We start from the raw sequence: 13,449 nt of genomic DNA, 5'->3' as shown, positions 1-13,449 counted from the left end.
AATATTTTTAAAAATTACCATTTTAAGTCTACCGTATTAAACTCGAGTATCTGATTTCCAGCTTGATATAGAGGTAATGAAATAAGTGTTTTTTTGGATTTTTTTAATTTTGATAAAAATTTTATTCCGTTATCAATAAAAATTAAGTCACTGCTTCCATCTTGTGGTTCAGTATAGCTAAATTTCAAAGGCTTCTCTTCATCAAAACGTACTGAGATATAATTGTTGTCATATCCTCCACTAATTTGTCCTTTATCAATACTTAAGTATATATCTAAGCCATCTTTTTTTCTTAATGTTAATATACCATAATTAGTTCCTTCGTATGGAAATTCTAAATCTAAGCTTTCATTAGACATTATTTGTGCAAACTTGATTGCTTTTGATGTCATTTTATCTGTCGATTGATGATATTCCCATTTATTATTTACAGTTGGTGGCATCGAATCAACAACTATTGCTGCCGTGTCTACTGCAGCTGCTATTTCTGTATCTGATACAATTGGTTTTTGACAAGAAAATAGAAGTACAACAATAGCAAATGGGATAATTTGTAAGATAGTTTTCTTCATTTTTTTAGATTTAATTGATTAATAATTCCAAAAGTAAAACCAATCAAAACCAGTATTTTATGGAAAACCGTAATCTCTAAAATTTAAATTTCAGAAATAAAAAAAGCTCCCAAAGGAGCTTTGAAAATAGAGTAATAAGGAATTTAAATAATTCCCATATCTTTTGTGATGGAAACCAAATGGACGGTATTATTTGCCTTGAAAAAATCTTTTAGTTTTGATAACCTTTTTTCCATCGCACTTTTGCTATTGGGTTTAATGTCGCTGGTTTTAAAAATTTCGATAATGTCATCCTGAGATGTTCCAGCAGACAAATATTTTAAAATTTTAATATCGACATCGTCTATTTCGTAATTGCCTTTTTCCTGTAATGCAGAAGCTATTTCCGGAGAAATAAATTTTTGATCAGAAGTTGAAATGATTGAAAGAGCTTTTCTGAGATCTTCAATACTGTTTCTGCCTTTTAGCACAAAGGCATTAATGTCAGAATCTTCAAAAAGTGATTTTATACGAACATTTTTATCTTCAACCGAATAGGCTATAATTTTAATATTGGGTTGCAATTCGCGAACTTTTTGAATTAATTCGTCGCCACTTCCAATTTTTACTTCACGATGGTCTTTTTTAAACGAAAGATCACTAATCAATAAATCAAACGGTTCATTATCCTGAATAGCTTTTCTTATTTTTAGAAAGGCATCATCACAATATTTTGCATGCTGAAAATTGACAATGTTGAGGTCGCTCAAAGTTTGTTTTACGGCTAAATTGAATTCTTCAAAATCTTCGGCAATAATTACTTTTTTAAACATAGGCTCTTATTTAGGCATTGTTATTTTTACTTTGAAACCTTTATTCGGTTCAGTGTCAAAAGTAATAGTTCCTTTTAAGGCCAAAATACGGTTTTCCATATTTTGCAGACCATTTTTTATAATTTTTGATTTTTCGCAGCCTTTGCCAATATCGCTGTAGTCAATAAAGAGAGAATTGGAATTGGAATTAAATTTTATGGATACAACAGAAGCTTCGCTATGCTTTTTCATATTAACCATTAATTCATGCAAAACTCGCTGAATGGCAATCTTTTTTAAATCCTCAACCGAATCCCAATTTATTTTATCTACACCATTAATAATAACGTTTGTTTGGCTGCTGTTATAAGTCGAAAGCATTTCTTTTAAATTTTTCGCATAATTTATGCCTGTATCGATATCATTATTTTCCCTAGAAATTCCTCTAACTCGCGAATAAATAGTGTCTAGTTTTTGAACCAAAGTTTCTTTCGTGCTTTCGTTTTCCAAGGGCTGTGTCTGTGTAAAAGCAATGGCATTGAAAACGTCATTTGCCAGCTCATCATGAATATCTTTCGCAATTCGGGTTTCGGTATTATACGCCGTTTCTATTTTTTCAATTCGATTTCGGTTCTGGTAATACTTCCTCAAATAAAGCAATAAAAGAAAAAGCGATGTAATACCAATTATAAACAATATCTTTTGGTATTGCGCTTTTTGTAGCGCAAGTAAATCCTCTGCTTTCTCTAATCGCAGTTTTTGGTTTTCGTCTTTTTCTTTTTTAGAATCGTATTTAATTTTAGCAAACTTGTTTTTATAATTATTTCGAATGGTAATGATGCTATCATTTAAGAAAACGAATTTTTTTGCATATCCCGTATTTTGGGTTTCAGAATCATTGGAGATCAAAAAAGATAATGCTTTTAAACGTTCATCAATACTGCGGAGTTTTGTAGCGGTTTTGTAAGCTTCAAGTGCATATTGATTCGATTTTTTTGGATTGCTCGAAGAATAGTATTCTGCCAAATGTAAATTACTGCCAATACTGCCGTAAAAATCATCAATTTGGTTTCGTAACGCTAATCCTTTTGTCATAAGCGGAAGTCCTTTTTCTGGCATTCCGTTTTTTGAATAAGCAAATCCCAAATTATCTAAAATTCGAGCTTTTTTTATGATGTATTCGTCTCTAGGAAAAATATCTTTGGCAAGTATAGGTTCTAAAATTTGAATGGCCTTATCGTATTTTTTCTGCTCAATGTAAATAACAGCAATGTTATTTAAAGGTGATTGTTTTAAAACTTCATTTTCAGAATCTTGTAAAGCTTTATTGTAATAGTAAATGGCATCTTCGTATAAAGAAAGTTCTTTATCGGCGATTCCGAAGAAGTTGTTAATCGAAACACTATAAATATCTTTCTTTTTAATATAAGGAAGAGCTTCGGTCAAAGTTTCTTTGCTTCCATAAAAATCGCCGTTTATCTGCTGGATTGCAGCCATCTGAATCAGATTGTAGACAATATTGGTACTGTCTTTAGAGCTTTCTAATATTATTTTCGATTTATTGAAATTGTAAAAAGCATTATTGTAGTTTTTGTTTTGAAGATTTAAAATACCTTCATCTCGATGTTTATAAGCTTCTACCCGAGTAGGATCAGGCTTAGGCGAAACAACTGTTTTCTCTTTACAGGAAAGGAAAAATAGAACAATTAGCAAACAAAAAAAAGGGGATCGTAGCATAAAAGTTACTTTCCCCTAAAATAGTAATTTATTACAAATTACAACTTTTTAAATTATGGTTTTTTTGGTGGCGGCGGAACCGTGATCGGATCATCATCTGGACCAATATTCGCTTGTGACGGAATAGACTCTTTTTGTACTTCAGTTTTATCTTTAGTTGTTTCTAGTTCATCAGCAGAGCAAGAAAATAATGTAGTTGACAATAGGATACACGCTCCCCATAAATATAATGTTTTCATTTTTTTAAAATTTAAATGTTGAACAATGGGCATTGCATTCCTGAATTCTTTTTCAGGTTGGTTTTAAATGGCAATACCAAATTTTGTTTGGGAAGTGAAGTGCGTAGAACAGTAAGATTTTCATCTATACTTCCCGGAATAAAATCCGTCTTACGGTTTTCCGCACTTGGTACATAAACTAGTTTTGTACATTTGCTTTTTGACCTGCAGATCAAAGCGATAACTAATTTTGTTGAGGCAAAGTAACAACCGTTTTGAGCGTGTATTGATACGGATTTCCAGGATTTCCTGATTCTCCGATGATGTCCTATAAAAACTTGAAAAAACCTATAATAAATCCTGAAAATCCTAATAGCTTATGAAAAAAATTACTCAAGATGATATTCAAAGTGACTATAAAGAAGCGATTCGAGAGAAATATAGAGTTGAAAAAAATGAAGGAAAATATTCCGATTACTTAAGCAATCCTTCGCAAGCAGTTTTAAGAGATTTATGCTGGGAAATTTTCAACTCAGAACCTAAAGGCGATGACATTGCGGTATATCGAAACTTTTTTAAGGCTGACTTTATTCCGAAAGAAGTGGATACTTCTCAACAATACACAGATAAGTTTAAAAAGGTAGGTGCTTTTTTTAAAGCGGAAAGAGAAACAGCTAAGATTAGTACGGTCGAATTAGCAGCAATTTTGGTAGATTTTCAGCCTAGACCTTTTAATAAGTTTAGAAAAGAAATTGATCCAGAGAATTTGAAATTAATAGAAGAGCTAAGAAACACCAAACATTATAATCCTGAAATTAATTCTGTTGGTTTTAGTGATGAGGTCGAAATGGAAAAATTTCCTAGTTTAAAAGATGAGGAAGTAGAAAAAGATAAAAAATACGTACCTCTGCCATTTATTACCAACGACAGTTATGCCTCTAATAGAGTAGGACAAGAAAATGCAAAGACTACTAAATCTGAAGCAAATTTTAAGGAGAGTGATTATACTAAAATAGATGAATCTAAACGGAATGATCCTGATTCACAGAAATTTGAAACAAAGAGAAAAAAGTTCGTTAGGAGAATTAGACAGCTCCTATTTGAAAATTTCCTAAAACGATTAGGAAAAACAGCAATGGTTACTGTTTTAATTTTTTTCTCAATTGGAGGAGTGGTCTATTTCGCTTTCTTTAAAAAACACTGCATGCAATGGATGGGCGATCATTATGAAAAAATAGAAAGGTCTGACGATGGTTATTGCGATACTTATTATGATGCCAGATATTTTGATTTAAAGAAGATTGAAGTATGTGATACGACTGAGTTTTTTGACGATAGTGGAAGAGCAAAAGTTTGGTATATAAGAATTGGAAATTCTGTAGAATGCTATAGCCAACATGCCCCTTATCCAGAAAACACACAACGATTCTTAAAACCAATTACGCAGCATATAATTGATAAGTATTTGTCAAACAGGCCAAAATGCAATTAATTTTAAAACATCCTAAAATGCGATTTATGTAAAATATTCCTAAAATCATGGAATTATTTGTAAGTATATCCTTTTAATTTAGCATTATTGAATTAAATAATTAAAAAACAAACAAACATGAAAAAAAGAAGCATATTATTCGTATTAGCCTTAAGCGCAGGAATGTTCGTAACCTCTTGTAGTAGTGACGATAATGAAGGAGAAACAATTGTACCAATTCAAGGTAAATATAATCTAAGCCAAAGAGGAACAATTGTAGATGGAAAAGAAGTATTGGTTGACGCACCAGAAAATGCAGCAGGATGTAATAGAGATTATTTAGATTTAAGATTAAGTAATTCAGCAGTTATTGGTGACTATAATGGATCTGATTGCGCTTTAACAGAAACTACTGGAACTTATGTAAGATCTCATAACGATTTGACTATTACTGTTGGAAATTTAAGTTCAACAAGCGATATTATGAACCTTACTAACAAAGAACTAAAAATTAAAGACAAAACAACTGGTATTATTACTGTTTATACTAGATAATAAAATTGTTTTGAGATAATTTCAATTTGTTTTGAAATGGAAAACGGAAACTCCAATTAAGAAGTTTCCGTTTTTTTTATGGAATAAAATTAATTGACGGGGATATAAATATCAAAAGAAGCTCCTTCGTTGTGAATGCCAGAAGCGGTTATAATTCCGTTGTGGTTTTCTACAATTTTTTTTACAATGGCAAGTCCGATTCCTGTGCCGTTATAACGATCTCTGCCATGAAGACGCTGAAAGACTTCGAATATTTTTTTGTTGTATTGCGCTTCAAAACCAATTCCGTTATCAGAAACTTTAATGTGGCAATATTTTTTGGACGGAATCAGTTTTTCTTCTTCTAAGTCTTGACCAAAAGCAATTGTGCTTGTAATTTTAATTAAAATCGGAATTTCGGGATTTGAGAATTTCAATGAATTACTGATTAAATTATATAGTAATTGCTTGAACTGAAATGGAATAACATCAACTTCAGAGGTTTCTCCGATTTCAATTACGGCGCTTTTCTGTTCTAATTCTTCCGTTAAATCTTCTTTAACCTCCTTAATAATTTGGCTCAGATCTGTTTTTATAAAAATGCGTTCTTGACTATTTGTTCTAGAATAAGCTAATAAATCATTAATTAAAGTCTGCATTCGCTGTGCGGCATTCTGCATTCGTTTAAATTTATCTTTTCCGTTTTCAGATAAATTTTCCGATTCTTTATCGATAATCTGCGAGGCAAAAGTCTGTATTTTTCGAAGTGGTTCCTGTAAATCATGACTGGAGATATAAGCAAAGGACTGAAGTTCTTTGTTCATTTCTTCCAATTCATTGTTTTTTTGCTCTAGCTCGAGTGCATTCATTTTTAATTTATCATCGGCTTTTTTCCTTTCATTTAGATCGTGCGTCACTTTAGAAAAGCCAATAACATCGCCTTTTTTATTATGAACAGCCGTTATCACTACGCTTGCCCAAAACAAGCTGCCGTTTTTACGTATGCGCCATCCTTCATGAATCACTTTCCCTTTTTCTCTTGCAGTTTGCAAAAGTTTTTGAGGCAGATTATTTTTTTGATCTTCTTCGGTATAAAAAATAGCTAAATATTTCCCGACAATTTCCTCTGCTTTATAGCCTTTTATTTTTTCGGCACCAGCGTTCCAATTCTCAATAATACCTTCACGGTTGAGGTATAAAATGGCATATTCCTGAATTTCTTCAACCATTAAATGATAACGTTCTTCACTTTTTCGGAGTGATTCGTTGATCTGAATGAGTTCTTTGGTACGAGCAGTAACCTGCTGTTCTAGTTCGTGTGTAAAAGCTTTTTCGGTATGAATATCGGTAAACGCACCAACCCATTTTAAAATTTTATTATCAGGACCCAAAACAGGTTCCCCAATAACAGTATGCCATCTGTACGAACCGTCTTTTCTATGCATACGTACATCACAGCGATACATTTCTCCGGTTGCAAGAGCGTGCTGCCAGATTTTTACATTTTCGTCAAAATCATCAGGATGAATCATTTTCTGCCAAGAACCTTCGGCTCCAGGTTCTATTCCGGTATATTCAAACCATTTTCCTGAGGTAAAAAGTGCATTTCCTTCTGCATCGGTTTCCCAGATTAACTGCGGAATACTTTCGGTAAGCGAACGGAATCTCTTTTCGCTTTCTTCGATTTTTTTTCTGGCTTCGACTTTTTCAGTCACATCAATCAATGTCATTCTAATTCCAGAAATCGAATTGTCACTTTCGCGCAGCGGGGCAAATTCAAAATCAACATAAAATTGACTGCCGCCATTTTCATTAGCAATAAAAAGTAACGATTCAGATTCTGAATACACTTCTCCAGATTTGTAAACTTTACTTAATAACTTGGCATATTTTTGTTTGTTGAGTTCGGGAAATAATTCTAGTATTTTTTTTCCTTCAACTTCAGATGCTTCTCTTTTCCAAATATTATGCAGTAATACAAAATTGGCCATTTCGATTACAAAATCATCTCCACGTAAAATAGCTTTCGGCACAGGCGACTGCATAATAAGATTGCGCAGTTTCTTTTCGCTTTCTTCTATTTTCTGCTGGTATTTTTTTTCTTCGGTAATGTCGCGAATAGTTCCAATTAATTTTTGAGGCTGATGGTTTTCATCATAAAAAACTTTTCCTTTTCCTTCAATCCAATGTATAGATTGATCCTTCCAGATAACGCGAACCTCATAATTTAAAAATCCAGAACTTAGAGCTTCTTTAAAACCTTTGTTTCTAATATGTAAATCATCAGGATGAAGATGCTCCAATAATTCTTCGTGAGAAAGCATTACATCTTCGGTATAGCCGCCAAGAATTTCAAGATATCTTTTAGAGTAAGTCGGAATTCGTGTTTTAACATTCAATTCCCAAGTTCCCAATTCGCTGGCTTCTACAACAATTTTAAGACGATCTTCGTTAAGTTCGATTTTTTTTCGGGCTTCCACTTTTTCGCTTACTTCGGTAACCGTAACCAAGATTCCCGAGATTGTTCCATTTTCTTCTTTTAACGGATGATAAAGAAAATCAAAATAAGCAGTTTCGATTTTTCCGTATCGGTTTAAAGGAACAGGAACTTCAATGCCATGAAACGGAATTCCAGTTTTTAATACATTGTCTAATAAATCGCTAACGGTTTCTTTTACTTCTGGGAGAGAATCATACAATAGTCTTCCAACAAAAGATTCCTCTTCTCGAGCTACAAGTTTAAGATAAGCTTCATTGGCCATTTCCACAATATATTCTGGACCTCGAAGAATTGTGATGCCAACAGGAGCTTGTTTTACGGTATTACGGAAACGTTTGTCGCTTTCTTCAATTTTTTGCTTGGCCAAGTACAAATCTGTAATTTCTACAGCGGTATTCATTACACCGTAAATTTTACCAGTCAGATCATACAAAGGCGTAAAGCTATAATTGAAATAAAACGATTGTAATTTATTATCGATCACAAGATCAATACGAGAATTTCTCGAATGAAAAGATTGTCCGGTTTCAAACACCGATTCAACTTGTTCAAATACCGACTGATTTTGTAGTTCGGGGAGAATTTCTCTGTAGGTTTTTCCAATTACATCTGGGCCTTTTCCCCAGATTTTTATAATAGATTCATTTGCGAGTTCAATACGCATTTCTTTTCCAACATAAACACCAATCGGGAAAGGGGCGTTTTCAACTAGCTGTCTTATTTTTTGTTCGCTTTCTTCCACTTTAGCACGAGCCAAAACTTGAGCGGTAACTTCTGTAGCAATTGCTGCAACGCCAGAAATAGTTCCGTCTTTTTCGCGTAAAGCTTCGTAAACAAAATTGATATAAGTATTTTCGGTTTGGCCGTTTCGATTTAAAGGAATAAAAAGTTCTTCTGTAATTACTTTTTTACCAGAAATAAAAACGTTTTGCAGAATTTCATCAAGTCCTTGTTTTTTTAATTCGGGAAGAACTTCAAAAATAGGTTTATTAATAATGTTTTCTGCTTTTGCATCCCAAAGCCTCAGCATTTGGTCGTTGGCGATTTCAACAATATGATTTTCACCTCTAAAAATGCACATTGCTACTGGAGCCTGCATGATATTATCGATGAATCGTGTATTGCTTTCATGCAAAGCGTCTGCAACGATTTTCTTTTCTGTGGTTTCGATAACGGTAACCAAAATACCACCAACAGATCCATCTTCTATTTTTATGGGACTGTACGAAAAATCAAAAAAGCAATCTTCTGTATAGCCATTTCTATTAAGCGGCACTTTAAAATCAGGAAAACTTACCGCATGTCCTTTTATAACATCAGCAAACATAGGGCCTATGGTATCCCAGATTTCAGCAAATGTATCTTTAGAACTTCTGCCTAGAGCTTGTGGATGTTTGGAAGCACCCAAAATAGGACGAAAGGCATCATTATAGAGTTGAGTATAATTTTTTCCCCATGCGATGTACATTCCAAACGGATTGCCGAGCATCATTGCGGTCATTGTTTTTAAACTTTGAGACCACTTTTCAGGATTTCCCAAAGGGGTTTTACTCCAATCTGCGGAACGAATTAATTCTCCCATTTCTCCACCTTCGGAAAGAAAATAATGTTCCTTTTGTTTGCGGTTCATTTTCAGAGAGGATTAAGGTTGCAAAATGAAATTAGCTCTTTCGGGCTGTTTGAAACTATTTTCGGGTGCAATGGTTAGGGCTTTTTCTATTACATTTTTGAGTTTAGAAAATTCTCCAGGCTTTCGAATATAAAATGAAGCGCCTTTTAGATATAACTTATCAACGATTTCGCTGTCTAGCGAAGTAGAAAATATAATAATTGGCAGATTTTTTAAGTTTTCATTGTCTTTTATTTCAGCCAGACATTCCAAACCATTTTTTAGCGGCATGTTTAAGTCTAAAAAAAGAACATCAGGAAGATTTGCGATATTAGTTTTTAAATAATTCATCAATTGCACGCCGTCGTGTACCACTGATAGAGTAGTGCTAATTGTTATTTCGTCGAGAGCTTCTTTAAAGAAAAGGCAGTCATCTTCGTCATCATCAGCCAATAAAAGATAATAATGCTCTTTGGTCATTTTTAGTCTCCTTAAATTTAGTGTTTGAATTTTGCTTGGATAAATTTAACTTTTTTAAGTAAAACTTCTCGTTTTTTTATGAAGAATGTTTTTTTAAAGACGTAAAAAAATAGAAAATTGGATTGTTTTTCTTTCTTTTATGCAATTATAATATAGTAATTGCGTTTTATTAATTCTTGTAGTTTTATGTTTTTGAAACGTGCTTTTTGAGATTCGCATTTCTTTACTAAAAAGAAGAGAGAAAATACTGTAAACCCTTTTAGAATCTCACTTCTTTCATTCAAAAAATCACCATTTTAGTGTATACCGTATCCAAAAAGTGTAAAATAATTACACACTCTTTTTTGTGCTTGTTTTTCTAAATAGCTCTATACCAGTTTAAAACCGTATTGGCATGCCGCTTGCAAATTGTGTTAATGTCAAAATCTCTAATGTGTCCGTTTTTGAAAGGAAGAAGATTTTGCTAAAAGCCCAATTAAGGAAATTAAAAAAGGAGTATAAGCATGAAAAGCGAAACAATTATCTCAGAACAATTTTATGCGAACAGCAGTTCAGCTATCAGCGAAAAAACATTAAACGGTTCTTTTTTTAGAACCAACGAAAAATCACAAAAAGTACACGTAGAAAGGCCAACAAGTCCTTTTGGATTAGCGGTTCTTATTGCAACGTTCTTATTATTACTTGCAGGTGTATTTATGGTAATTCAATTGCAAGACGATTTCGAACAATTTCATTTTGAAAGAATTGCTTCGACTTGGGGATTGCCATTTTTAATAATCACAACAATATTGTTTTTCTACCAAACAGGAGTTTTCTTGTATAGCTCTTATTTGTACTTAAGATACAAAGCAATTCCATCGGTTTCAGACGATTTATTGCCAACGTGTACGATTATCGTTCCAGCATACAATGAAGGAAAACTAGTTTGGGACACTTTATTGAGCCTTGCAGAAAGCGATTATCCAGCAGAAAAATTACAGCTTTTGGCTATTGACGATGGAAGTAAAGATGATACTTGGTATTGGATGCAAGAAGCAAAAGCAAAATTGGGAGATCGTGTAACGATTTTTCAGCAACCTAAAAACCAAGGAAAACGCCAAGCGTTGTACAGAGGATTTAAATTAGGAACAGGAGAAATTTTTGTAACTGTAGATAGTGATTCTATTGTAAAAAAAGACACTCTTAGAAACTTAGTTAGCCCATTTGTGGTAAACAAAAAATGTGGTGCAGTTGCAGGAAACGTTCAGGTTTTGAACAACAAAAAAGCAATTTTACCAAAAATGCTTAATGTAAGTTTCGTAATGAGTTTCGAATTCCAACGTTCTGCAGAAAGTGAATTAGGTTCTGTATTATGTACACCAGGTGCTTTGGCAGCGTACAAAAGAGATGCCGTTTTCAATTGTCTTCCAGAATGGATCAACCAAACTTTTATGGGACAGCCATCAGATATTGGAGAAGATCGCGCTCTTACCAATATGATTTTGAAACAAGGTTTTGAAGTGAAATTTCAAAGAAATGCAGTGGTATTAACCAATGTTCCAGAAGAATATAAAGGATTATACAAAATGTTCATTAGATGGGCGAGAAGTAACGTTCGTGAAAATCTTATGATGGCAAAATTTGTTTTCAAAGATTTTAGAAAAGATTCAAAATTTGGACCAAGAATGCTGTTTTTAAATCAGTTTTTTAAAATTGCAATGACGTATCCATTTCTATTGTTTATGTTTTACTTTATCGCGGTTCACCCCGTGTTATTTTTAAGTTCAACATTAATGGCAATCTTAATATTTTCAAGTTTTTCAATGTTGTTTTACGCAAAAAGATACACGCTTTCAGAATCTTTCTGGGCTTATTCTTACAGTGTTTTTTACACTTTCAGTTTATTCTGGATTGCGCCTTATGCCATTGCAACAGCCAACAAAAAAGGCTGGTTGACAAGAGGACTATAAATTTAGTACACTATTCATTCTATTATATAAAACTCCGCCCAATGAAAACCCGCTGTAGTGTCAGCGGGTTTTCTATTTTTATTTAGAATCTAGTACAGCAATAATCTGCCTTTTCATTGTGGTATTGGTATAGTCCAGAGCTTCGGCATAAGAAACAGAATATTTTCTGTCTATGTTTTGAAAATGTTCTGGAAACGAGCTTAAAATTTTATCGTAATAAATATCCAACTGTTTTTCTGAAGGCATTTCATATTTCAAACGAAGTTGAAATCTTCGCAGTAAAGCGCTATCTATTATTTCGTAATGATTGGTGGCACAGATCAATAAACTATCAGAAGGGAAATAATCAAAAAGCTGGATTATAGTGTTGACCAAACGCCTCATTTCACCAACATCTTTGTCATCGCTGTCACGGCTTTTTCCAATTTGGTCAAATTCATCTAAGAATAAAACCGCTCTTTCGCGAATAGCTTTATCAAAAATAGCTTTTAAGTTTTTAGAAGTTTCGCCTATCCTAGAATCGACAACAGTGCTGAGGTTGACTATGATAATCTTTTTGTTTAAAGTATGGGCAATCGCTTTTGCGGTTGTAGTTTTACCGCAGCCAGAACTACCGTGCAGTAAAATCTTGTTGTCAACTTTAAGATTATATTGCTTTAATTCTTCGATATATTGATGTTCTTTGATAATCTGAAGCAAAGCAGCTTTATTTTCTTCGCTAAAAAACAAATCGTCTAAAGCAATTTTTTCAGTATCAATTACGGTAAGATCATTCAGGTTCATCTGCTTTTAATTTGCTGCAAAATTAAGTTTTATTCTGCAATGTTTTCGTTCCAGATTTCTTTTCCTAAAAAACGGTTTCCAAAAATTGACGTGCCAATTCTCACCATATTAGAGCCTTCTGCAATGGCGAGTTCCAAATCTTGAGACATTCCCATAGAAAGTTTTAAATCGTGTAAGTCTTCAATTCCTTCTGAATAAATCTCATCTCGTATGGTTCTTAGAAGTCGTAACGACGGAATCATTTTTTCTTTTTCAACATCCAAAAGCCCAATGCTCATTAAACCTTTAATATTCAAGGTTTCGTACGTTTTTATTTTTTTAATGAAAGATAAAACGTCTTCTGGCGGCAATCCGAATTTGCTTTCTTCGTAGGAAGTATTGACTTGAACAAAAACATCCAATTTTCTGTTTTGATTTTGAAGCTGTTTGTGCAATTCATCAGCCAAATTGATTCTGTCCAAAGATTGAATGCAAGTAACATATTTCAAAACATCTTTGACTTTGTTTGTTTGGAGATGACCAATAAAATGCCTTTCAATAGGTAGGTTTTTCAAAACATCATTTTTATCTCGCAATTCCTGCATTTTGTTTTCGCCCATTAAAGTTTCGCCAGCTTCTATCGCGATTCGTATTTTTTCGGCAGGAACAGTTTTGGTTGCCAATAAAAGCTGTACATCTTCAGGATTTCTTCCAGCAATCTTGCAAGCATTTTCAATGCGTTGATGCACTTTAATTAAATTAAAAATAATATCGTTTTTCATATTGCAAAATTAAATGGAAACCACAAAATTCTACTGGACCAGAA

At 33.2% G+C, this 13,449-nt stretch carries 11 protein-coding genes; 3 read left to right on the top strand and 8 right to left on the bottom strand.

Annotated features, from left to right (window positions below; all coding sequences use genetic code 11):
- Positions 1-14: 14 nt before the first annotated feature.
- The 4 genes from QLQ95_RS02215 to QLQ95_RS02200 form a co-directional block, all read right to left on the bottom strand.
- Positions 15-572, bottom strand: coding sequence for a hypothetical protein (locus tag QLQ95_RS02215; protein ID WP_320492243.1), 558 nt, complete (start codon positions 570-572; stop codon positions 15-17).
- 143 nt (positions 573-715) lie between these two features.
- Positions 716-1,384 carry a response regulator gene (locus tag QLQ95_RS02210; RefSeq protein WP_320492242.1) on the bottom strand — a complete coding sequence of 223 codons (669 nt, stop codon included), beginning with the start codon at positions 1,382-1,384 and terminating at the stop codon, positions 716-718.
- A gap of 6 nt (positions 1,385-1,390) precedes the next feature.
- The gene (locus QLQ95_RS02205; protein ID WP_482502453.1) at positions 1,391-3,100 is read right to left on the bottom strand and encodes a tetratricopeptide repeat-containing sensor histidine kinase; all 1,710 of its coding nucleotides are present in this window, start codon (positions 3,098-3,100) and stop codon (positions 1,391-1,393) included.
- 53 nt (positions 3,101-3,153) lie between these two features.
- Positions 3,154-3,339 (bottom strand): hypothetical protein, encoded by a 186-nt coding sequence (locus QLQ95_RS02200; protein ID WP_248727773.1) that lies wholly within the window; start codon positions 3,337-3,339, stop codon positions 3,154-3,156.
- 358 nt (positions 3,340-3,697) lie between these two features.
- Here QLQ95_RS02200 and QLQ95_RS02195 point away from each other — a divergent pair, with 358 nt between their 5' ends.
- Together QLQ95_RS02195 and QLQ95_RS02190 are read left to right on the top strand one after the other, a co-directional pair.
- Positions 3,698-4,810 (top strand): hypothetical protein, encoded by a 1,113-nt coding sequence (locus QLQ95_RS02195; RefSeq protein WP_095929024.1) that lies wholly within the window; start codon positions 3,698-3,700, stop codon positions 4,808-4,810.
- A gap of 117 nt (positions 4,811-4,927) precedes the next feature.
- On the top strand, positions 4,928-5,344 hold the full coding sequence (locus QLQ95_RS02190) for a lipocalin family protein (RefSeq protein WP_095929023.1): 417 nt from the start codon (positions 4,928-4,930) through the stop codon (positions 5,342-5,344).
- Between the two features lie 89 nt (positions 5,345-5,433).
- Here the strand turns inward: QLQ95_RS02190 and QLQ95_RS02185 are convergent, their stop codons facing one another.
- Together QLQ95_RS02185 and QLQ95_RS02180 are read right to left on the bottom strand one after the other, a co-directional pair.
- The gene (locus tag QLQ95_RS02185; protein WP_482502450.1) at positions 5,434-9,453 is read right to left on the bottom strand and encodes a PAS domain S-box protein; all 4,020 of its coding nucleotides are present in this window, start codon (positions 9,451-9,453) and stop codon (positions 5,434-5,436) included.
- Between the two features lie 12 nt (positions 9,454-9,465).
- Complete coding sequence (locus QLQ95_RS02180; RefSeq protein ID WP_095929021.1) at positions 9,466-9,912, bottom strand: response regulator; 447 nt, start codon at positions 9,910-9,912, stop codon at positions 9,466-9,468.
- Positions 9,913-10,415: 503 nt separating this feature from the next.
- On the opposite strand from QLQ95_RS02180, the gene QLQ95_RS02175 reads away from it, so the two are divergent.
- Positions 10,416-11,861, top strand: coding sequence for a glycosyltransferase (locus tag QLQ95_RS02175; RefSeq protein WP_095929020.1), 1,446 nt, complete (start codon positions 10,416-10,418; stop codon positions 11,859-11,861).
- A 78-nt stretch (positions 11,862-11,939) separates the two neighbouring features.
- Here the strand turns inward: QLQ95_RS02175 and QLQ95_RS02170 are convergent, their stop codons facing one another.
- Together QLQ95_RS02170 and QLQ95_RS02165 are read right to left on the bottom strand one after the other, a co-directional pair.
- Positions 11,940-12,644, bottom strand: a complete 705-nt coding sequence (locus tag QLQ95_RS02170; protein ID WP_095929019.1) for an AAA family ATPase — start codon at positions 12,642-12,644, stop codon at positions 11,940-11,942.
- A gap of 29 nt (positions 12,645-12,673) precedes the next feature.
- Positions 12,674-13,405, bottom strand: coding sequence for a YggS family pyridoxal phosphate-dependent enzyme (locus tag QLQ95_RS02165; protein ID WP_095929018.1), 732 nt, complete (start codon positions 13,403-13,405; stop codon positions 12,674-12,676).
- Positions 13,406-13,449 lie beyond the last annotated feature (44 nt).

It is taken from the genome of Flavobacterium sp. B330r, from assembly GCF_056824325.1.
Note: the sequence above shows the minus strand (reverse complement) of the source record. Positions and strands in the feature narration are given on the sequence as shown.